General features: G+C 45.2%; 18 protein-coding genes. All 18 read right to left on the bottom strand.

What is annotated here, in order from left to right; translation table 11 throughout:
• Positions 1 to 5: 5 nt before the first annotated feature.
• Positions 6 to 1,877, bottom strand: a complete 1,872-nt coding sequence (locus tag AB5706_RS15835; protein ID WP_118578429.1) for an NADH-quinone oxidoreductase subunit NuoF — start codon at positions 1,875 to 1,877, stop codon at positions 6 to 8.
• On the bottom strand, positions 1,874 to 2,353 hold the full coding sequence (locus tag AB5706_RS15840) for a complex I 24 kDa subunit family protein (protein ID WP_148462597.1): 480 nt from the start codon (positions 2,351 to 2,353) through the stop codon (positions 1,874 to 1,876). The genes AB5706_RS15835 and AB5706_RS15840 overlap by 4 nt, the downstream gene beginning before the upstream one ends.
• 293 nt (positions 2,354 to 2,646) lie before the next feature.
• Positions 2,647 to 3,621 (bottom strand): GTP 3',8-cyclase MoaA, encoded by a 975-nt coding sequence (gene moaA, locus AB5706_RS15845; protein WP_173735425.1) that lies wholly within the window; start codon positions 3,619 to 3,621, stop codon positions 2,647 to 2,649.
• Positions 3,614 to 4,042, bottom strand: coding sequence for an MOSC domain-containing protein (locus AB5706_RS15850; RefSeq protein WP_118578431.1), 429 nt, complete (start codon positions 4,040 to 4,042; stop codon positions 3,614 to 3,616). Before AB5706_RS15850 ends, moaA begins: the two co-directional genes overlap by 8 nt.
• Before the next feature lie 223 nt (positions 4,043 to 4,265).
• Positions 4,266 to 5,120: a bifunctional 5,10-methylenetetrahydrofolate dehydrogenase/5,10-methenyltetrahydrofolate cyclohydrolase gene (locus tag AB5706_RS15855; RefSeq protein ID WP_173715528.1), complete on the bottom strand. Its 855-nt coding sequence runs from the start codon at positions 5,118 to 5,120 to the stop codon at positions 4,266 to 4,268.
• 130 nt (positions 5,121 to 5,250) lie between these two features.
• Positions 5,251 to 5,880 carry a cyclodeaminase/cyclohydrolase family protein gene (locus AB5706_RS15860; protein WP_118578433.1) on the bottom strand — a complete coding sequence of 210 codons (630 nt, stop codon included), beginning with the start codon at positions 5,878 to 5,880 and terminating at the stop codon, positions 5,251 to 5,253.
• Between the two features lie 100 nt (positions 5,881 to 5,980).
• The gene (locus AB5706_RS15865) at positions 5,981 to 7,666 is read right to left on the bottom strand and encodes a formate--tetrahydrofolate ligase (protein ID WP_118578434.1); all 1,686 of its coding nucleotides are present in this window, start codon (positions 7,664 to 7,666) and stop codon (positions 5,981 to 5,983) included.
• Positions 7,667 to 7,862: 196 nt separating this feature from the next.
• A complete protein-coding gene (locus AB5706_RS15870; RefSeq protein ID WP_118578435.1) occupies positions 7,863 to 8,534 on the bottom strand; it encodes a DUF3786 domain-containing protein in 672 nt (223 codons plus the stop codon).
• An 8-nt stretch (positions 8,535 to 8,542) separates the two neighbouring features.
• Positions 8,543 to 10,486: a corrinoid activation/regeneration protein AcsV gene (acsV, locus tag AB5706_RS15875; RefSeq protein WP_173769102.1), complete on the bottom strand. Its 1,944-nt coding sequence runs from the start codon at positions 10,484 to 10,486 to the stop codon at positions 8,543 to 8,545.
• A gap of 143 nt (positions 10,487 to 10,629) precedes the next feature.
• Complete coding sequence (gene acsE, locus AB5706_RS15880) at positions 10,630 to 11,415, bottom strand: carbon monoxide dehydrogenase/acetyl-CoA synthase methytransferase subunit (protein ID WP_118578436.1); 786 nt, start codon at positions 11,413 to 11,415, stop codon at positions 10,630 to 10,632.
• A gap of 76 nt (positions 11,416 to 11,491) precedes the next feature.
• Positions 11,492 to 12,838, bottom strand: a complete 1,347-nt coding sequence (acsC, locus tag AB5706_RS15885; protein ID WP_118578437.1) for an acetyl-CoA decarbonylase/synthase complex subunit gamma — start codon at positions 12,836 to 12,838, stop codon at positions 11,492 to 11,494.
• Between the two features lie 24 nt (positions 12,839 to 12,862).
• The gene (gene acsD / locus AB5706_RS15890) at positions 12,863 to 13,804 is read right to left on the bottom strand and encodes an acetyl-CoA decarbonylase/synthase complex subunit delta (protein ID WP_118578438.1); all 942 of its coding nucleotides are present in this window, start codon (positions 13,802 to 13,804) and stop codon (positions 12,863 to 12,865) included.
• Positions 13,805 to 13,853: 49 nt separating this feature from the next.
• Entirely contained in the window at positions 13,854 to 15,980 is a 2,127-nt protein-coding gene (acsB, locus tag AB5706_RS15895; protein WP_118578439.1) for an acetyl-CoA decarbonylase/synthase complex subunit alpha/beta, read from the bottom strand.
• A 256-nt stretch (positions 15,981 to 16,236) separates the two neighbouring features.
• A complete protein-coding gene (gene acsB, locus AB5706_RS15900; protein WP_118578440.1) occupies positions 16,237 to 18,366 on the bottom strand; it encodes an acetyl-CoA decarbonylase/synthase complex subunit alpha/beta in 2,130 nt (709 codons plus the stop codon).
• Between the two features lie 18 nt (positions 18,367 to 18,384).
• Positions 18,385 to 19,158 (bottom strand): ATP-binding protein, encoded by a 774-nt coding sequence (locus AB5706_RS15905; RefSeq protein WP_118578441.1) that lies wholly within the window; start codon positions 19,156 to 19,158, stop codon positions 18,385 to 18,387.
• Between the two features lie 24 nt (positions 19,159 to 19,182).
• Positions 19,183 to 21,075 carry an anaerobic carbon-monoxide dehydrogenase catalytic subunit gene (gene cooS / locus AB5706_RS15910; RefSeq protein WP_148462601.1) on the bottom strand — a complete coding sequence of 631 codons (1,893 nt, stop codon included), beginning with the start codon at positions 21,073 to 21,075 and terminating at the stop codon, positions 19,183 to 19,185.
• Positions 21,076 to 21,261: 186 nt separating this feature from the next.
• Complete coding sequence (locus AB5706_RS15915; RefSeq protein ID WP_118578442.1) at positions 21,262 to 22,032, bottom strand: ATP-binding protein; 771 nt, start codon at positions 22,030 to 22,032, stop codon at positions 21,262 to 21,264.
• Between the two features lie 42 nt (positions 22,033 to 22,074).
• Positions 22,075 to 23,007 carry a methylenetetrahydrofolate reductase gene (locus AB5706_RS15920; protein WP_118578443.1) on the bottom strand — a complete coding sequence of 311 codons (933 nt, stop codon included), beginning with the start codon at positions 23,005 to 23,007 and terminating at the stop codon, positions 22,075 to 22,077.
• Positions 23,008 to 23,077 lie beyond the last annotated feature (70 nt).

The raw sequence follows: 23,077 nt of genomic DNA on the forward strand, positions 1-23,077 counted from the left end.
CCTCCCTACATTTCCACATATATTGCATCAAAGTTACAGTTATCCTTACAACTGCCGCACTTGATGCATACATCATTATTAATATGATAAGGTGATTTAATCTTGCCGGAAATTGCCCCGGCAGGACAGTTCTTGGCACATTTTCCGCAGCCGATACAGAATTCCGGATTAATGTGGAACTGACGGAGTGCTGTGCAGACCTTTGCCCGGCACTTCTTGTCCCGGATATGCTCTTCGTATTCCTCGCGAAAACGCTTCATGGTACTGAGGACAGGAAGAGGTGCACTCTTTCCAAGTCCACAAAGAGCCATGCTCTGAACCATTTTGGCAAGCTCTTCCAGCTCGTCAAGATCAGACATCTCCCCATTGCCTGCTACAATCTTCTCCAGGATCTCCAGCATACGCTTGGTACCCTCACGGCATGGAACGCATTTTCCACAGCTCTCCCGCTGGGTAAAGCTCATGAAGAAACGGGCAACTTCTACCATACAGGTATTCTCATCCATGACAACAAGACCGCCTGATCCCATAATAGCATCAAGCTTCTTTACAGAATCAAAATCAAGAGGAGCATCCAGCTGGTCTTCTACAAGACATCCGCCAGATGGTCCGCCAATCTGAACGCCTTTAAATGCAGCACCGCTCTTCAGACCGCCGCCAATATCATAAATAATCTCACGAAGTGTTGTTCCCATTGGAACTTCAATAAGACCTGTATTCTCAATTGCTCCGGTCAGTGAGAAGGTCTTGGTTCCCGGGCTTCCCTCTGTTCCGATGGTATGGAACCAGTCAGCACCCTGTATGATAATCTTCGGAACATTTGCGTAAGTCTCAACGTTATTTAATACAGTTGGCTTGCCCCACAGACCTTTCTCAACAGTACGAGGTGGTTTTACACGAGGCATACCTCTGTTTCCCTCAATGGAAGAGGTAAGGGCAGAACCTTCACCACATACGAAAGCTCCTGCACCACGATTAATATGCAGATGGAAATTCACACCGCTGCCAAGGATATGATCTCCAAGGAGACCATATTTCTCAGCCTGGGAAATAGCAAGACGAAGTCTGGCTACGGAAAGAGGATACTCTGCACGAACATATATGTATCCGTTCTCAGCGCCAACTGCGTAAGCGGCAATGATCATGCCCTCGATCATCTTATACGGATCGCCTTCCATAACGGAACCATCCATAAATGCTCCCGGGTCACCCTCATCACCGTTACATACTACATATCGGGTTTTCTCAGCCTGTCTGGCTACCTGTGACCACTTCTTACCAGCCGGGAAGCCGGCGCCTCCGCGTCCGCGAAGACCAGATCTGGTAACTTCATCAATTACATCCTGGGGAGTCATCTCTGTAACTGCCTTAGCAAGAGCAGAAAAACCGCCTGCTGCAATATATTCGTCAATGGATTCCGCGTCAATCTTACCACAGTTTTCAAGAACGATCCTGGTCTGACGGTTAAGGAACGGGATATCCTCAGGCTTCGGACAGATTTCATCTCCATGGCGGTAAAACAGACGATCTACAGGATGTCCAAGGCGTACAGTTCGCTCCACGATCTCCAGGCAGTCCTCCTCCTGAACATGTACATACTGATATCCGTATGGTTCAATCCTTACAAGAGGTCCCAGCTCGCAAAGACCCTGGCAGCCAGTCTTGATAACGCCTACGTGAGGGATATCTTTCTGCATTTCAATCTCTACACCATCAATACCTTCACAGAGTCTTACCATCTCATCATAGATTTTCTGAGCACCGGAAGCCATACATCCGGTACCGGAACAGACAAGAACACGGCATGTGAAGCTCTGGATATTCTGTTCGATCTCAGCTTTTTTGCTTTGCAGCTCTTCTTTACTGTTAATCCTCATCCGTTCTCACCTCTCAATCTGTTAATAAGCTCTACTACCTTCTCCGGTGTCATCTTGGCATGCACTTCTTCATTCACCATACAGGTGGGAGCAAGCCCGCAGGCACCAAGACAGGATACAGTCTCCACAGTGAACATCATGTCATCTGTGGTATGCTTCTTATTGCTTAATCCCAGTTCTTTCATGAATGCTTCTTTAACCGGGATTGACTTTCTTACATGACAAGCTGTGCCATCGCATACCTTGATAATGTATTTTCCTTTAGGTTCAAAAGAAAAGTTCTCATAAAAGGTTGCAACACTGAAGGCCTTCGCTTCAGTAACGCCGATCTGTCCGGCTACGTAGGTCAGAAGTTCTGCAGGCAGGTACCGATATTCCGCCTGGATATCCTGCATGATAGGGATTAATGAGGCAGCACACCGCTCATAATGCTCAATAATCTCATCTGCTTTCTTGTAATATGACTGATCTACCATTTTGTTAACCTCCTTACTTGCCAGATGCCTCCAGGTCTTTTGTCCCCGTCCTCCAAAGCTTCCGGCTTTGCGTATTTTTTAACAGACATGACTATTTTTGTAATGAAATTATATATTTTTTTGTTCATTTTGGCAAGCAAATATGAATAAGTTTATTTATTAACAATATTTTTGCACAATTTTGTATCTGGAATTATATTGAAATATACAAAAAGCCGGATTGCTTAAGTTGTACAAATGATACAACAGCAAATCCGACTTTTCTAAATCGTGTTTTCTTTTATTTTTCAAAATCATCCACCGATTTGAGCCATGATGTGGGATTCTTCGTTTCCCTTCTTATGTTCCTGAAAATTGTGGCCTACAGGCTTTTCATAAATGACTTTTTCTATCGTTTCTTTAAGCATCCTATCAGAACAACCACTTCGAAGCAAAACCTTCAGATCTGCTCCGTCCTCAAATTGCAGGCAGCCTTTCAGAAATCCGGTAGAAGTAAGCCTTACACGGTTGCAGCTGTCACAAAATTTGTGGGACAGGGCACTGATAAATCCGATCCTGCCTGTAAACTTCTCCAGGGTATAATAATGACAGGGACCATTTCCAAGCTTTTCTTCCGTTGGTGTCATTGACCCATATTCCTTTTCCAGAACAGACTTTATCAGTTCCTCTCCCCTGGCTGCAAACTCCTTGCCCAGACCGATTGGCATCATTTCAATGAAACGCACATGAAGAGGATTCTCCCTTGCAAGAGCTGCCACCTGTAAAAGTTCCTCGTCCGACTGAAAAGTGGGGACACAGTTCAATTTCACTTTTAGGGAAGGGTAGGAAAGTGCTGCCCTAAGTCCCTTTAAAACCTGGTGAAAATCGTCCCTGCGGGTGATTTTGCGAAATGTGGTTTCTTCTAAAGTATCCAGACTGATGTTTACGGCATCCAGACCGGCCTCCATCAGGCCCGGAAGCTGTTCTCCCAAAAGGATTCCGTTGGTGGTTAGTGTAACCTGGCAGATCCCGGGAATGGCTTTCAGCTCTTTTACTAATGGGGTGCAAATTCTGCGGACAAGAGGCTCTCCTCCTGTCAGTTTGATTCTGGAAATCCCAAGTTCACTGGCCACCTTACAGATTCTCACGATTTCATCTGTATCAAGAAGTTCTGTCCTTGGAATCTGACGGATTCCCTCTTCCGGCATACAGTAGATACAGCGGAGATTGCACCTGTCTGTCAAAGATATCCGCAGATAATCAATATTTCTTCCGTATCTGTCAAGCATAAACCATTTCATCTCCCTCAGAGATCACACCGCCTTTGATTACTCTGGCAAAAACACCTTCGCGGGGCATAATGCAATCTCCCATGATCTTGAAAATCTCGCAACCGTTGTGACACTGCTTTCCAATCTGCGTGATTTCCAGAATCACATCGTTGCATTTCAGACGGGTTCCTACTGGAAGAGTCTTAAAGTCAAATCCCTGTACGATCAGATTTTCCCCGAAAGCACCATCCTTTACCGGCGCGCCTTTTGCCTTAAATTCTTCTATTTTTTCATAAGACAGAAGGCTGACCTGACGGTGCCAGTTTCCTGCGTGGGCGTCATTCTCCAATCCATAATTTTCAATCAGTTTTACAGTGTGCACATTGACCTTCTGAGTTCCTCTTTTAACACTGATGTTCACTGCCATCACTTTTCCCATAATGAGTTACCTCCATATATCTGTACCCTCTATAGTACAATATCTTACTGAGAAAAGCAAATTTTTTGTAATAGCAAAACAAACTTTTGCCGCAATAAGGATTTCAATAAAATTTTCTGCAACAAAAAAACTCTCCAGTTTTTACCCTGAAGAGTTTTTCTTCCGCTTGTACACATGATGTACTTCAGGTACATCGTTCTATTAACTCTAAACCAATTAACTATTAAGCGTTCACTTTGCGCATAGCAGCCTCTACAACATGTCCAACCAGGACAGATGTTGTAACGCTTCCAACTCCGCCAGGAACTGGTGTAATAGCATCTACGATCGGCTCTACTGCTGCGTAGTCAACGTCTCCGCAGAGCTTGCCTTCTGCATTTACGTTGATTCCTACATCAATAACTACCTGTCCTGCTTTTACATAATCAGCGCCAACAACGCCAGCACGGCCTGCTGCTACGATGATAATATCCGCTTCGCGTGCCACAGACGGCATATCGACTGTTCTTGTGTGGCAGATGGTTACAGTTGCGTTTTTCTTAACAAGCATCATAGCTGCCGGTTTACCTACAACAAGGCTTCTTCCGATTACTACTGCCTTCTTGCCTGTGCAGTCGATTCCGTAATGATCAAGGATTTCCATACATGCCTGTGGTGTACATGGCGGGAAACCGATCTTCTTGCCTGTAAAAACACCAGACATGGAAAGGTCTGTCATACAGTCAACATCTTTCTCAGGAGCAAGTGCATTCTCGATCACAGCCTGATCCAGATGTTTCGGAAGCGGACGGAACAGAAGTACACCATGGATATGATCGTCTTTGTTTACCTTATCAATAACTGTAAGAAGTTCTTCCTGAGCAACATCCTCCGGAAGAAGAATTTTCTCACATGCAACGCCTAATGTCTCACAACGCTTTGTTGCACCCTTCTCATAGGAAATATCACTTGGATTCTCTCCTACACGGATAATGCAAAGTGTGGGGTTAACGCCTTTTTCCTGAAGAGCTGCCACATTTCCTTTGATACGCTCGTTTAATGCAGCAGTTACTTCTTTACCTAATAACTGTTTTGCCATTTTTTAGTAATCTCCTTATATTATGATAAATCCAGTCATGCTCATACCAGTTTCATGGTAATACAGCATTTTGAGACTGCAAAAAAGACTTGCAGGATTTTGCTCCTGCCAGTTCTTTTCTTTTTTATCTTTATTTCAGTCTACCAAGTACGCTGTCAAATGTCTCGTCTGCAAGCTTGCAGTATTTTTCAAGCATTGCATCAGCCTTTGCATTTAATTCTTCTGCATACTCTCTGTCTGCCATGGACTTTGTGTTGATATAAACGTTCAGGCTTGCACCTTTTAATGCAGCTTTGCAGAAGGTTGCAGCTACACCAGCGTCACTGATGGCAAGCTTGGAGCCTTTTGCAGCAAATTCCTTGATCAGGTCAAGTGCCTCACAGCATTTCTCCATGATTTCCATAGGAACAGAGCAGGCATCTTTTAATACGATTGCCATAACTCTTGCTTTTTCAGCTTTCTCTTCTTCTGTTTCTTTCGGCATTCCATATGCTTTGGAAAGCGGCTCGAATACTTCGGCGTCACGCTCGATCAGACGAAGGAAATCTTTCTGAAGCTGGTCGCATTTACCTTTCAGCTCCCACATTTCTTCCTCAACATCAGCATATTTCTTCTTACCAACAGTAAGGCTTCCTACCATGTTTCCAAGTGCAGTTCCCACAGCACCTACCAGTGCAGATGCTCCGCCGCCGCCTGGAACCGGGGCTTTAGAAGCAAGAACTTCTACAAATTCTGTACATGTACTTGTTGAAAATCCCATTTCGTTGTCTCCTTATTGTTCTTAGTCATCATGTAAGCCATGACCTTTTTATAACGCCAGGCGGACAGGTATATCCGCCTGATGTTTCTTTTTTCTTTGATTAGAACAGACCTGTGATCTTACCAGTCTCGTCAACGTCAATTCTCTCAGCTGCCGGAACTTTCGGAAGACCTGGCATGGTCATGATCTCACCAGTCAGTGCAACAACAAATCCAGCACCTGCGGAAACCTTCAGGTTACGAACTGTGATCTCGAAATCTGTCGGTGCACCGAGTTTTGTCTGGTCATCTGTTAAGCTGTACTGAGTCTTTGCAACACAGATCGGGCAGTTGCCAAAGCCAAGAGCTTCTAACTGTTTTGCCTGTTTCTGAGCGTTTGCTGTGAGAACAACTTTCTTTCCGCCGTATACTTTCTGAACGATCTGGTTCAGCTTATCCTCTATAGAACCGTCAAGCTCATAGGAATAAGAGAAGTCATTTGGCTCTTCGCAGAGACGGATTACTTCCTCAGCAAGCTTCAGGCCGCCTTCACCGCCTTTTGCCCATACTTCGGAAAGTGCAACGTTAACACCAAGCTCTTTACATTTTGCTTCAACAAGGTCAAGCTCTGCCTTGGTATCGGTCGGGAATGCGTTGATTGCAACAACACATGGAAGTTTGTAAACATTTTTGATCGTGTTTACATGTCTTAAAAGGTTCGGGATACCTTTCTCAAGAGCCTCAAGGTTCTCATTGTTAAGGTCTGCTTTTGCAACACCGCCGTTGTATTTAAGGGCACGTACAGTAGCAACGATCACAACTGCATTTGGATGAAGACCTGCCATACGGCATTTGATGTCAAGGAATTTCTCTGCACCAAGGTCAGCACCGAATCCAGCCTCTGTGATGGCATAATCAGCCAGCTTCATAGCCATCTTAGTAGCTGTTACAGAGTTACATCCATGAGCGATGTTTGCAAATGGTCCACCGTGAACGATTGCAGGTACATGCTCCAGAGTCTGAACCAGGTTTGGTTTCAGAGCGTCTTTCAGAAGAGCTGTCATAGCACCTTCTGCGTGAAGATCACCAGCTGTTACCGGTTTCTGCTCAGATACTTTGCCATATGTATAACCAATGATCATCTTGGAAAGTCTATTCTTCAGGTCTGTGATGTCGCTTGCAAGACAGAGAACTGCCATGATCTCGGAAGCAACTGTGATGTCATAACCGTCTTCACGAGGCATACCGTTTGTTCTTCCTCCAAGACCATCGATCACGTTACGAAGCTGACGGTCGTTCATGTCCACGCATCTCTTCCATGTGATCTTACGTGGGTCAATGTTCAGTGCATTGCCCTGGAAAATGTGGTTGTCGATCATTGCTGCAAGAAGGTTGTTTGCAGCTCCGATTGCATGGAAGTCACCTGTGAAATGAAGGTTGATATCCTCCATTGGAACAACCTGTGCGTATCCGCCGCCTGCAGCGCCGCCCTTAACACCGAATACCGGTCCAAGAGATGGCTCACGAAGTGCAACCATTGCGCTCTTTCCAAGTCTCTGCATTCCATCAGCAAGTCCTACAGTTGTAGTTGTTTTTCCCTCACCAGCCGGGGTCGGGTTGATTGCTGTTACAAGGATCAGTTTTCCGTCTTTCTTGTCGCTCTCTTTTAAGAGATTGTAGTCGATTTTTGCCTTATACTTTCCATACTGCTCCAGGTATTTGTCATCAATACCAGCTTTCTCTGCAATCTGGGTAATCGGCAGCATTTCGCATTCCTGTGCGATTTCAATGTCACTCTTGTATCCCATTGTAACTTACCTCCTTTTTACGTCACCGCTGTTACAGCATGACGCCTCCGCTTAATTTGGATTTATCAAAACGGATCCTGGTGCAGGCTCAAACACCCGCACTCCAGTCCGCTTTAATCAAAAAATATACAGCTCATGCATTTAGAAAACTTTAAATCTCGGTTAACTTTCACGCAGAATCTGTTTTACAATAACCTTACTGCTCTTTCGCTGCTTTCAGAAAAGCCTTCAAAGAGCCAATGATCACATCTCCCATAACCGCCATATCTTCCGCAGCAAAGGATACCGGGAAATTGTCGGAAAACAGGATCTGGGAAGACGGCGGGAACTCATCGTCCCCCTCCCACAGGATCATCTGGATCTGATATCCCGGATAAATGGAAAGCTCATAAGCCACATCTCCGAATTTCACCGGAGTGCATTTCATATGATCCATTACAAGCCGGAAATCATCCAGTCTGTTTCCATAGGTAAATGCAAGCCTTTTGATACAACGTCCGTCAAACTGTCTCAGGTACACTTCTCCCCATGGCATTTCCCGGTAAGTTTTAAACCTGCCAGTCCCCACAGAGGCGGAACCATTTAACAGAAAACGAATGGTAAGAATCTTTGCGTAGATCATATCCTCCAGAGGATAACATTTCTTCTCATCTGCCACATGTTTTACCTGGAAATCCGGATATGTGATCTTATATTCAGAGCCCAGGAAAGTCAGAGTAAATTCCTTAGCCTCTTCATCATATGGAATGGAAAGTCTGGATGCGATCTCCTTCGGGTCAGCTTTTGCATACAGCTCAAGATAATGCTCCCATGGCATTCTCTCCTTGCTGTCTTTATCATAATTTAAGTCATCAATTGTAAATGGCATTTTATTAATTACTTCCTGTTCTGTAAATCATTCATTACATCAGGGAACATTCCCGTATCTGTATGAGGAATAAAGCACGCTCCTACAAATTCGTCCATATAAGTTGGCACTGTAGAAAGCTCCATATATGTCATGTTTGCAGCAAGCTCATAGGTCTTCTTCTCGGCCTCTGTAGAAAGAAGCATCAGATAGGAACCCGTCAGGGAAGAGTTGCCGATATAATGGAATTTCTCCAGAGGGATATCCGGGAACATTCCGATGTTTACAGCATTTCTCATATTGATTCCGCTTCCAATACCACCGGCAACGTATACATCATCGATCATGCTCACGTCAAAATCAAGACTATTTATCATAGTTCTGATAGCTGAGAAAATAGCACCTTTGGCACGGATAAAGTTGTCAATATCAACCTCTGTGATCTCAATATCCTTCACAGAGCCTGCATCCTTTTCAAATGCGATCACATAGCTTCCCATTCCGTATTTATCGTGACGGATTCTCTCCCCCTCACGGACAAATTTACCCTTAGGGTTGATGATTCCGCACATAAAAAGCTCGCTGATCACATCAATGATTCCGGAACCACAAAGTCCAACCGGCTTGGTTCCCGGTTCTCCAACTACTTTATAAGTTGGTTCCATAGTCTCCTTATCAATGGTACAAGCTTCAATAGCTCCATCAGTTGCACGCATACCACAGCTGATATCACCACCCTCAAAAGCCGGACCAGCGGAACATGCACAGCTCATCATAAAATCAGAGTTGCCAAATACCAGCTCACCGTTAGTTCCAAGATCGATAAATAAAGAAAACTCTGGTCTGTTCCAGATCATGCTTACTAAAGTTCCGGCAGTGATATCACCGCCTACATAGCTTCCGATATTTGGCGCAATGATAATATGCGCATCTTTATTGATAGCAATTCCCACATCAGAAGCAAAAAGGGAATTGGTTTTGAAGAATGCTGGAATATACGGCTCCATACGGACCGGATCCGCGTTGATCCCGGCAAACAGATGATTCATCGTTGTATTTGCTCCCACAGACATTCTGTAAATATGGCTGGCTGGAATGCCTGCACTTTTACACATCTGTGCGATCATTGGATTGATTGTCTCTTTAATGACTGCATCCTGCAGTTTCTTCTTACCGCCTGGCTTCTGCTGTTCGATGATACGGTTGATAACATCTGCTCCGAAACGGATCTGTCCGTTTCCAGAGGAAGCCTTGGCAAGAATCTCTCCGGTCTCCATGTTGATCAGGACTGCAGAAACAGTTGTGGTACCAATATCCACTGCAAGTCCGCCCACTACCACTTCTTCATCTTTTCCGAAAATATCGTATACAAAAAGATCATTAGGAGCAGTACGAACTACACATTTTACTTTGAAATGATTTTCCCGGAGGACATCCGGCAATTTTCTTAATACAGCGTAAGGGATCCTTACCTGTTTCAGATTCATGTATTTCTTTAAAGCTCTTGTAAGGCGCTCATTATCCGGCATGGTGTCATCAAGACTTGGCTCATTCATATCAAGTTCAATTACATCCAGACTGTTTCTGAGCTCAATACCGGTCATTTCTACGTCTCTTTTGGAATTCTCGAAAATGGCAATTTCCTCTTTGGAGCTGAGATCTGCAACCTTCATTCTGCTCTTGTAAGCAGACGCAATATCAGGTACCAGTACGGTCACATCTGCACAGATCTTGCTGGTGCAGGCAAGACGCCATCCCTCCTGATATTCTTCCTCACTGATATGTAAGGTTTTCTTGCTGTCCAGTTCTCCTTTTTTTAACTGTACCCGGCACTTTCCGCAGGAAGCATTTCCGGAGCACGGCGCGTCGATGGCCACATTGGCCTCTCTGGCTAATTCAAGTAAATTGTCCCCCGCATTGGCAAAATGTTCTACCACACTGCCATCTTCAAAAGAAAATGTAACCTTAAACATCCGGCACTCACCTTTCTCATATGGTCATATATCTGCCAAAACAGACATCATTATTATTCTTATCCGTTAGAAAAAGGGACTGAGGCCAAAGCCCCAGCCCCTTTTGTATCTTACGTCCCTATTTAGAAACGAATTACAAATAATTACAGTTCAAGATAGGAATCAGCATACAGGGTGTTGCCCTTGAATACATCGCAGGATTTGATTGTTTCCATAAGACGAAGGTCGTTAGGGTTAACAATTGCGGATGTAAGGCCCTGCATCATAGCCATAGCAACTAATGCGGAATCCATGATTGGACGGATGTTCTTCGGCATACCGTTACTGTTGTTGGACAGACCACCTGTAGAGTTCAGTCCCATATCGGAGAACATTTTAATAGCCTCAAGTACTTCCATCTGTTTGTCCTGCATTCCTTTAACAACCAGGAACAGCGGGTCAAACCACAGATCACTTGCGTCCATACCATGCTCCATACCTCTTTCAAGAAGCATCTGGCAGTACATCATACGCTCGTCGTTGTCTTTTGCAATACCTTCACCGTTGCAAAGAGCGATAACGATTGCATCGTTAGCTGCTGCAAGGTCGATGTTCTCAATTCTTCCAGCTGCATCAGCAGAGTTTACGATTGGTTTTCCTTTGGAACGGTTGTATACGGAAATACCAGCCTCAATTGCTTTTTTGTTGGATGTATCCAGAGACAGCGGAACGTTGTCGAAGTTCTCCTGAAGAAGCTTAACAGCCCATTTCATCAGGTCTTCTCCATCGTTCTCAGCTGGTCCGATGTTTACATCAAGATAAACAGCACCAGCATCAAGCTGCTGTTTTGCTCTCTTTAAGATCGGCTCAGGATCTCTCTCTGTAAATGCTTTGTTTACAGAAGGTGCTGTTGTTGAAAGTCTCTCTCCAATTGTAACAAATTTTGCCATGTCAAATGTTCTCCTTTACATTTATAGTGGTGCCGCCCATAAGCGGCATACCCTTTTAGGGTCTTAAAGGCTTAAATCAGCCTTCAAGATCCTTTAAGAACTTCACAAGCTGTACAGCTTCTCTTGGTCCAACGATGATTTCCCATCCTGGAAGTTTTGCTTCCAGATCACCCTTCAGGACTGCAACCTTACCTGGGATTACCAGACGTCTGCTCTTAACATTTGGCTCTACTTTCTCTTTGAAGAATGTAGAAATACTGTTTCCGGAGAATTTTCCTGCTGCCCAGGATGTCAGTACGGATAAACCGCCGGCATCGTTGATAACAAGATTAAGCGGAACACCGGAACGCTCCAGCTCTCCAGATACAAGGAAATATGTAAGAGCGAAGTCAACAGTTGTAACAACAAGAGAATTCTCATCTCCACCGTTCATCGGGTAGATACCTGGCTCTACACGCATTGGCTTCTGCGGGTCAGTAAATACGTTCTGACGCAGACCATATAACGGAAGTGCCTCTGCATATGTCATACGCTCCATAACAACGATGGAACCGTATTTCATTGTAAACATAGCTGCCAGACCTGCCTGAAGGTGATAGTCACCACCAGCGATCTTTGCAAGGTTTACGATGGATGGATAACCGAATGTTCTGTCCTGATCCTTCAGAGCTGCACGACGTACCTGTACGGCATTGCCGAAGGTCTCTTTGATGTCAGCGCCTGTTACATCAAGTACCAGATTCTTGTTTCCAAGTTTCTCGATTGCTGCTGTAGTATCATATAACTCGTTAAGATCTTTGCCAGATACACCAAGAACAACACCAGCTGCTGTTGCAACTGCGTTCATAGCCTCATAGTTAGAAGCATTTGCTCCGTTTAATACCGGCTTGCTGTCTTTGCAAACCTCAAGGGCTGCTTTTGCGATCTCCGGATCAGAACATCCAAGGATCAGGGTACGTCCAAGAGCTGCTGCTTTCTGTACAAGTGCTACATATTTGTCAGCTGTTGCTTCTGCATCGCAGTTTACGTAAACGATCTCTGCGTACATTCTCTCACCGATACGGTCATAATCAACCTTCGGGATCTCAGCCAGTTTTGCATCTACAGTAGCGTCATCCATGCATGTGCAAAGCTCTACTGCATATCTTGTCTTGTTTACAAAGGTCTTCTCATGTCTGAAAAGAACGGTCTCACCACCAAGGGTAAGCTCCTCATCGCCAGTACCAATCTTGATCGTCTTCATTGGCGGAGCAGTTGCCTCGGAAAGAGATGCTAATGCTTCCTCAGACATATGTGGACACTGCTCAATCTTTAAAGCGCCCTGTGCAACTTTCATGGAGAAAGCCATACATGTCGGGCATCCACATTCCTTACAGTTTTTCTTTGGTGTTAATTTAAAAATCTGAATACCATTCAGTGCCATATCAATTTTTCCCTCCTAAAAATATTACACAAGTGCTTTGATCATCTTAGCGATGGTCTTTACAGACTCTGGATGTCTTAAGATAACTGCGTCAGATCCTGCTGCCAGGTCTGCTGCTGCTGTCATAACTTCCATGTCGATACCACGCTCATCCTCTGAGCCCCATTCTGGCATATCTTCCTCAGTTGCAACTGATTCCTTTACGCCCCATGTCTCAGAAGAAACTGGTGTAATAATAGGCATCTGCAGCATGTTATCATTCTGGGATAATGCTGCACCTTTGATACGGTCCATAGTGGAAACAACATACTCGTAACCATAACCAACGGTAGCTGTTCCTACGTTCATAACGATCTTCTTCGCATCAACACCTAACTGTGTTGTTACTACGTTCAACTGTTTTGCAAGGTTGATATCATCAGCGGACTCAGCGCCTACGATCTGGTTGTAAGCAAGTCCTGCTGCAGCACCGATTGCCTTGTAGTTTTCTTCCTTCTCAGACATCACGATCACGTTTCTGCCCTGAAGTGCCTCTGCAACCTTCGGAAGAAGTTCCGCATCCTTCTCCACATTTTTGCAGCCTTCAACTACTAATGGACAGTCGATTGCATCTGCAACCTCTTTTACGATTGCAATAAGTTCTTCTGTAGATTTGTTTACTCCGTTTGGATCTCCGCCTTCCAGGTTGAGTACAACGAAATCTCCACCTTCCATAGCTGCTGCTTTCTGAGCGATCTCAGCCATGGTGGTGCATCCTTCATAATATGCTTTGATTCCAGGTGCAAAGTCATCAAGTCCCATATCCGTGATCTCTACACCGATTTTCGGGCTGTTCTCGGTTGGTGCGTCAAATGTATAGAAAGGAAATGTAGAATTTCCTCCAATAGTAACCGCTTTATCGCCAGTTCCAACCGTAACAGTGTTGATCTTTGCGTTGAACTTCTGTGGTTTCTGATTAAATGGCATTTCTTAAAGCCTCCTTAAAAATTTGTAAAAATTATACAGAACCATTATACTACATCATCGGATCCATTGACAATGCAGGATGGTTATGTTCTGTTAAAAATGCAACAAGAACTTCCGGATCTGTGGCAACGGTCTCATCACCGATCATATCAGTGAAGTTGTCAATGCCATAGAGTTCTTTTGCAGTCTTATTGAGTCGCTCCGCCACGGTCTCTTTTAATTCCTTTGGCATCCATACGATACGCTCAATTCCGCCCTCTGCCTTCATGAATTTCTTGGATGAAATAAAGTGTTTTCCATGTCCCATAAAGCCTGGTGTCTGAACACCGCCGCCGGTCATGGAAGCCATCTCGGAGAACGTCATTCCAAGAGGTGTCATGCCTGCATACTCACGGTTTGCGATAACCACACCATTAGAAAATGGCTCAATACCGCAAATACACTCGAAGCATCCGCAGGAGGTCATAGGATCCTGCATGATGGAGTACAGAGTAACATGCTCCAGAGCACCCTGGGAATATTTCTTTACTGCTTCATCAACATCCTCGTAAGAGCCCAGATTTACATCGATCGGGCGCTCCTTGGTGATGATCTGACATGGGCCGTTTGGATCCAGTTCATTGGTTGCTTTTGCATCCAGCCATGAAACGGCTCCACAAAGTCCAAGTCTCTCCGGTGTTACTACGCAGACATGTGACGGAGAAAATGCCTGACACAGGATACAGCTGTAATAAACATCTACAGATTCATCAGTCAATGTCTCCAGACGTGCATCACGTTTGTCAAAAGTAGGGATTGCTACTTCATGACGCATTCTGGTACACTCATCCGGATCTGTATAGACAGTTACCTGACACTTATCTACAACAGCCTCGAACTCATTCTTTACCTGAGTGTAAAGAACTTCACCAAAGTGTTTTGCTCTGAAACCTGCTGCAAAAGCATCATTGCTGATACGGATACGGAACATATCCCTCTGTCCTGTGTGATATACACCTTCAATGCAGTTTATATAATTGTGGAATTTACGCTCGATAACCGGTTCAAAATCCGGCTGCATCTTCTTACCAGCTACTTCTACCACGTAGGCAAGGCTGTGCTTGCTTCCAGGTTCGAAGCTATCGACTTCCGGACCTACGACAGTAATCTTGTGATCCTCGACCTCGTTCATTTCCTTAGTCTGCACAAGCTCTACGCAGTCCACACGGGAACCGTCAAATTCCACACGCATATCTTTACGACGAATGATCTCACCTTCAAAGGCAGACGCAAATGCTACCGGAATATCCACCTTTGTGATCTTGATCTTGATTCCTCTTGCTTCAAGGGAAACCTTATTAAAGTCAGCAACGTTCGGACACGCGATCAGGGCTCCTGGTACTTCCACAATGTTCTCATCCTCATTGGAGATTACCGGGAAACCAAGCTTGATCGCACCAGCACCGGCTGCAAGAACTACATCATCAACAGGTTTGAAAGCATTTACAAATGCCGGAACCCTGTCTTTGGTGTATGTAAGAAGGCTTGCTGCATCGCCAGGTGTTACATTGCCGAAGATCAGTGCTGCACGAAGTGCAACAGATACAACGTGGATAACAGATGTTACGTCTTTTCCCAAAGGAACAATTCGTAAATTATAGCCCATCTTAAGACCAAGCTCCTGTGCCTGGTCAATGATACCGCCAACTAATGTTACCAGGATACCCTGTGCCTGATAGCTCTTGATCAGGTCAACACCTTCCTGTGCAGTCGGTGCGCTGCCAAGGATAACGGCTACACCAGGGATATCTCCTGTTACAAGCGGTACACCAAGCTCACGGATAATGGAATCTGCAAGATGGCCATAACAAGGCTCCTGATAGGGTTCTGCCCCATCAAGATACTTCAGTGCTTCAATAAATTCCGCACAGAGGGCTGTTGCTACACCTGACATAAGAGCATCATCCAGAGCATGCTCTCTTGTCATAAGAGATTTTACGACGCCAAGGGCTGCCTGCAGTTCTCCAAGTGTTTTGATCTTCACACCGGTTACTGCATAATAGCATGGAAGACAATATGCTGTGTGTGGAAATCCCACTGCCTTATCTGCACCATGCTGCTGTACAGCATCGTTTACGGCTTTTTCTGTTAGACCGTATACTGCATCATTACCGCTGAAAATTCTGTTAATTAACAATTTTCTGCATCTCCTTTTCTGTTAATCTTCTATCACAAACCATGTAAGGCTCCGCCTCTATCCATTGGTTTGCTGCTAAATAAATTATCAGATACAGATCATTTCATTCCGCAATCAAAATGATCTGCTTGTTCGCCCTCCGCAGCGAAACTATAAATCAGTATTCCTGCCGGAAATAGTGAATCCCGGAGCCTGTCTAAAGGAGACAGACTCCAGGGAAATTATCTCCATTTTGCAGCAGGAGCTGCTGGATAAATTACATCATCGGGTCAAGTCCAAGTGCCGGATGTCCCTTCTCTGTAAGGAATCCTACCAGAGTCTCAGGATCTGTAGCAACAGTCTCATCACCGATCATATCTGTAAAGTTATCGATTCCGTAAAGTTCTTTTGCAGTAGCATTTAATTTCTCTGCGATGAACTCTTTTAATTCTTTCGGCATCCATACGATACGCTCGATACCGCCCTCAGCCTTCATGAATTTCTTGGAAGCGATGAAGTGTTTACCATGTCCCATGAATCCAGGAGTCTGAACACCACCACCTGTCATGGAAGCCATCTCAGAGAAGGTCATTCCGAGAGGTGTCATACCTGCATACTCACGGTTAGCAATAACTACACCGTTGGAGAATGGCTCGATACCGCAGATACACTCGAAGCATCCGCAGGAAGTCATAGGATCCTGCATGATGGAGTACAGGGTAACGTGCTCCAGAGCACCCTGGGAGAACTTCTGAACCGCTTCATCAACGTCTTCATAAGAACCAAGCTCTTCATTGATCGGACGCTCTTTGGTGATCACCTGGCAAGGTCCGTTCGGATCAAGCTCGTTGGTAGCTTTTGCATCCAGCCATGAAACGGCACCGCAAAGTCCAAGTCTCTCTGGTGTAACAACACAAACGTGAGACGGGGAGAATGCCTGGCAGAGGATACAGCTGTAATATACATCAACAGACTCGTCAGTGAGGTTTGCAAGACGATCATCACGTTTCTCGAATGTCGGAATTGCAACTTCATGACGGATTCTGGTACACTCAGCAGGATCTGTGTAGATCACAACCTCACACTTGTCAACAACTGCGTCAAATTCGTTCTTAACCTGAGTATAAAGAACTTCACCGATATGTTTGATACGGAATCCTGCATCAAATGCTGCATGGCTGATACGGATACGCTGCATATCTCTCTGACCGGTGTGATATACACCCTCAATACAGTTGATGTAGTTGTGGAATTTACGCTCGATAACAGGCTCAAAGTCAGGCTGCATGTTCTTACCGGCAACCTTAACAACGTATGCAATGCTGTTCTTGCTTCCGTCTTCCATCTCGTCAACTTCCGGTCCTACAACTGTGATCTTGTGATCCTCGATCTCAGAAGCGTCACAGGTATGTACAAGCTCAGCACAGTCAACACGGGAACCATCGAACTCAACACGCATGTCTTTACGACGGATGATCTCGCCCTCGAATGCAGATGCGAATGCAACCGGGATATCGATGTTTGTGATCTTGATCTTGATGTCACGAGCCTCAAGGGAAGTAGCGTTGAATTTGCTTACGTCCTCCTGAACGATAAGGCTCTTCGGTACACGGAAGATGTTCTCTGTCTCGTTTGTGATTACCGGGAAGCCAAGTGCGATAGCGCCAGCTCCGCAAGCAACTACAACGTCATCCAGAGGTCCGAATGCGTTAACGAATGCCGGAACACGGTCCATTGTATATTTCATAAGTGTACCTGCATCTCCAGGTGTTACGTTACCGAAGATCAGAGCTGCACGAAGTGCAACAGATACAACGTGGATAACTGCTGTAACGTCTTTTCCAAGAGGAATAACACGTACGTTTGCTCCAGTGTTCATGCCAGCTTCCTTCACCTGGTCAATGATTCCGCCAACCAGTGTTACAAGGATACCCTGTGCCTGATAGCTCTTTACAAGTGCAACACCCTCTTCTACAGATGGAGCTGTTCCAAGGATAACGGCTACACCAGGGATATCGCCTGTTACAAGCGGTACACCAAGCTCACGGATCACAGCATCTGCAAGGTGGCCATAGCATGGCTCCTCATATGGTGTTGCTCCGTCGATATATTTCAGAACTTCGATGAACTCTGCGCAAAGTGCGGTAGCAATACCGGACATGAATGCGTCGTTCAGTCTTTTCTCTCTTGTCATAAGAGTTTTTACAACGCCAAGAGCCTCTTTTAACTCTTTTAAGGTTGTAACCTTGGTTCCTGTTACTGAATAGTAGCAAGGAAGGCTGTAAGCGGTATCAGGGAAGCTTACTGCTTTGTCTTCGCCATGCTGTGCGATGGCTGCATCAATAGCGCCCTCTGTTAATCCATAAACAGCGTCGTTTCCGCTGAATACTCTATCAAATAAAGTCACTGTAGTACCTCCTATTATTTACAGACTTGATTCGTTGTCTATCTTTTCTTTAATCTTTCTGATCTCAGATGTTACTGTCTCACTGAAATCATAGGGTGATTTACCCTGGCGGTCTGCGTCCATAACTTCTACATTGTAATGGATCATTCCAAGAAGATCTTCTGCCGGAATCTTGTTGCGGATAAATTCTTCATCCTCTTCGTTCCGTACTTTGTTGGCCACTACCTTAACCTGAGTAATGCCAAGATCCTTTGCAAGACGTTTTACGTTTTTGTAGGTCTGTACACTTCTTGCACCTGGTTCGATCACCACAATAAATTCGTCCATGCTCTCCGTGGTTCCCCGGCCCAGATGCTCCAGACCGGCTTCCATATCCATAATTACCACATCATCCCTGTGCACTACAAGGTTGCTGATGATTCTTTTTAACATGACATGTTCAGGACAGACACATCCGCCTCCGCCTGTTTCCACGGTTCCAAGGACAAGCAGCTTTACACCATTACAAACCTTTCCGTAGGTGTCCGGAATGTCGTCTACCTTCGGATTCAGTGTATAAAACTGATTCTGGCTGTTGGCTCCGGTACGCTCCTCTACCAGCTTACGCATCTTGGAAATGGGAACGATGGAATCTAAAGTCTCCTCATCAAATCCAAGAGCCAGTCCCAGGTTTGCGTCCGGGTCAACATCAGCTGCAAGGACCTTTTTCCCTTCATCTGCATATAGTCTGGCAAGTGTTGCTGCAAAAGTTGTCTTTCCTACTCCGCCTTTACCGGTTACTGCTATTTTCATAAGTTAATCGCGCCTTTCCTTCGATCAGATTCCGAGAGCGTCACGTTTCTCTTCGATTCTCGCAATCATAAGATCGCCTAATTTATCAATATCTTTCTCAACTGTATATGCTGCTTCTACCCAGTCACGTACACCCTCTGTAAGGAGGCTTGCAACCTCTGTAGAACCGGAAACATATGGGTCTACACCAAGATATGTATCAAGACCAGTTGCTACTACATAGTTTCCAATGGAAACTGCCTTCTCAGACATCCACTCAGGAGCACATCCTACTACTGGAAGCTGGGAAATGTTCAGTCCGGAATCCTTGGCAAGCTCAGAAGCAAGGATCAGCATACGGCTGATATCAACACAGGATCCCATATGTAATACTGGCGGGATATCTGCAAGCTCGCAAACACGTTTCAGACCAGCACCGCAAAGGTCTTTTGCAGCTTTGTCCATAAGTCCTGCACGAGCAGCTGCCTGAGCGGAACATCCGGAAGCGATGATCACGATATCGTTTGCGATCAGTTTCTTCATAAGTTCGATGTGAGCTGTGTCAGGTCTGACCTTCGGGTTGTTACATCCAACCATAGCAACAGCACCACGGATAACACCAGATGTAATACACTCAAGAAGAGGTTTGGTGGTACCAGTCTCGTCTACCTGAGAGTTTGTTACGCCGTCAAGTGTCTTAACGATTGCTTCTACAGAGTAACCAACAGTAGCTTTATGTTTCAGATCCGGGATATGTACAAGCTCTGGTTTTCTGTTCTTGAAGTTCTCACATGCAAGTTTTACGATCTGTTTTGCTTTCTCTCCTGCTGTACCTGCATCAAATTCAATGAAATCGGAATCTGGCATCTGGCAGATTGGAGAAGTTGTGATGAATTTTGTATGGAAGCATTTGGAAAGAGGTCCAAGTGCCGGGAAAATACACTGAACGTCAACTACGATTGCCTCACAGGCACCTGTCAGTACAACGTTCTCCTGCTGTAAGAAGTTACCTGCCATCGGAATACCGCGACGCATTGCAACCTCATTAGATGTACAACATACACCGGAAACAGTGATTCCCTTAGCACCCATGGATTTCGCATAGTCGATCATCTCTTTGCTGTCTGCATACTCACAGATCATCTCAGAAAGACTCGGGTCATGTCCATGAACAACGATGTTTACATTTTCTGCATTCATAACACCAAGGTTAGCCTCGGTATCGATTGGCTTTGGAGTTCCGAAAAGGACATCAGAGAACTCAGTTCCGCACATGGAACCGCCCCATCCATCGGAAAGACCGTTACGAAGCGCCTGACGGATCAAAGCCTCCGGTTTACTTGTGTTACCCATATGAGTCATATGAAGTGCACAGGAAACCTCACGGTCAATTGCTCTTGGCTCAATTCCAGCTGCATGCCACAGATCCTGTGTATGCTGAGGTGCTCTCTTAAGCCATCTGGAATATCCTCTGATCTTTCCGTATTCTTCCTGAGCAAGATCAGACATTTCATGAGCCAGATCATAGATGTCTTTACCCTCTGTCTCAACGCCCCACTCTTTTGCAATACGGATCAGCTTCTCAGGATCTTTCACCTGATAGTCGCCGCCCTCTTTTGCATGTCCAAGTGTGATACAGATCTCACGTCCGTGATCAGAGTGTGTAGCTGCGCCGCCTGCTGTGAAACGAAGGAAGTTTCTTCCTACGATACCATGTACATCGCATCCGCAGATACCTCTCGGTGCCTTAGGTGTAATACGGCACGGACCCATTGAACAGATTCGGCAACATACGCCCTGCTCACCGAATTTACAGTGTGGAGTCTGATTCTTAACACGCATCTGCCAGGAATCAGCGCCTACCTTTGCACCAGTCTCAAGAAGACGGGCTGTGGCAGCTTCGAATTCTTCCACTGTAGTTAATTTGAATTCACTCATTATTGACCTCCTCTAAGTATGTGTTACTTTTGATAAATTTATTTATATTCCGTTTTCCGGAACCCATCCCCTCCCATGGGATAAATACCTGACAAAAATTCCGCAGCAGCGTTCTTGCCTGCTGCGAATTATAATGCCATTTCTATCCTCTTATCACATAAACATGTGGGGTAAGGGGGACTTCCCTTATAAAACAAGCTTATCTACGATCTCACGAAGAGCCATCTTTACCGGATTATCTTCCGGAAGCCCTGCAGTCGGTTTACCCTCGCAGTCATACTCGTAAACAGTCTCATCCTGCGGCACTACGCCAAGAAGATGAAGACCCTGCTTCTCAATCTCTTCTTTGATTCCGTCATTCAGCTTTCCGCCAGGAGCACGGTTAATGATAAGGCCTACTGTATCCGGGTGCATATCACATTCTTTAATAAGCTCTGCAATACGACCTACAGCCTGTACACCTCTTCTGGAACAGTCACTGACCAGAATCGCTGTCTGCATGGACGGAAGTACTCCCCTGCTGATGTGCTCCATACCAGCTTCGTTATCAACTACGATATAAGGATAATTATTCTGGTATTTGGCAAGCTGGGTCTGAAGAAGTCCATTTACAAAACAGTAGCAGCCTTTTCCCTGGGTTCTGCCCATAACCAGAAGATCAAAATCATCATCTTCTACCAGAGCATCCTCAAAACGTCTTTCAGCGTAATCCGCCTTGGACATTCCCGCCGGGATCGGATTCTCGCTTGCAAGCTCTGCGCGAGCAATTTCTTCCCTTACATCACCAAGTGTAGTCTCCACTTCTACTCCAAGAACTTCGTTCAGATTTGAGTTTGCGTCAGCATCTACTGCAAGGATCGGTCCTTTGCCTTTCTCGCAGAGATACTGGATCAGCATTCCGCATAATGTGGTTTTACCAACGCCGCCTTTACCTGCGACAGCAATTACATGTGCCATAATACTATCAATTGCCTCCTGAAAAATTTAAGTCAAAATCGATTAGATTAAAGTACAAAGTCCGGATCTGTCAATGATCTCGGATACATCTTTCCATTTATTCAAAGCATACAGATGGATGCCATCTACGCCGAGAGCGCGGTACTCGTCGATCTGTCTGATCGTGTACTCGATTCCCTCTTCTTTGAATCTCTTGATCTTATCATCATAGAACATATCAAACGGCTTGCCATCAGCATCTTTTGCTGCAAATGGATTCGGGAACAGCCAGTTTCTGGAGATGAGTCTGCAAAGCTCACGGTCCATTACACAACCGTTACGGGAAAGTGCCATATTAATTGTAGCGGACATGTCAAGAATTGGCATAACTCCTACGTCTACAGGCATTGTAACACCAGCCTCACGGATTGAATCCAGCCAGTATTTAAACTGCTCCATATCCCAGCAAAGCTGAGTCATGATATAATCGGCACCATTGTCCTGTTTCTGTCTCAGAACTGCAATATCAGCATCAAGGCTGCGGCATGCAATGTGTCCCTCCGGAGATCCTGCAACTGCGATTTCGAATTTGTCACCAAATTCGTCACGGACAAATTTAACAAGATCTGTAGCGTAGTTGAAATCACCGCAGGTTGTTGTTTCACCAAGCGGAATATCTCCACGAAGTGCAAGCATATGATCTACACCCTCTGCAAGGTACTGATCCAGCTGCTCTTTGATTCCCTCTTTTGTGTTCTTGATTACTGTGAAATGGGTAACCGGTGTTGTTCCGGCTTTCTTGATCATCTGGCATACTTCTCTGTTAGCACCAACGTTTCCGCCGCCTGCACCGTATGTACAGGAAATGTACGCAGGTTTGTATTTCATCAGATGATCGATCGTCCCAGGAAGGTTATCCATCCCCTTTTCTGTCTTCGGCGGAAATAGCTCGAAAGACAGAAGCATTCTTTCTCTCATTGCTTCTGACAATTTCATAATTACATACCTCCACGTATTAAGTAATTTTTATTCTAAAGGCATAATGCCTCAAGATCTGATAAGCATC

The organism is Ruminococcus sp. RTP21484sp1_RTP21277st1_D2_RTP21277_210401, from assembly GCF_040924225.1.
In the GTDB taxonomy this organism is placed as follows: domain Bacteria; phylum Bacillota; class Clostridia; order Lachnospirales; family Lachnospiraceae; genus Blautia_A; species Blautia_A faecis.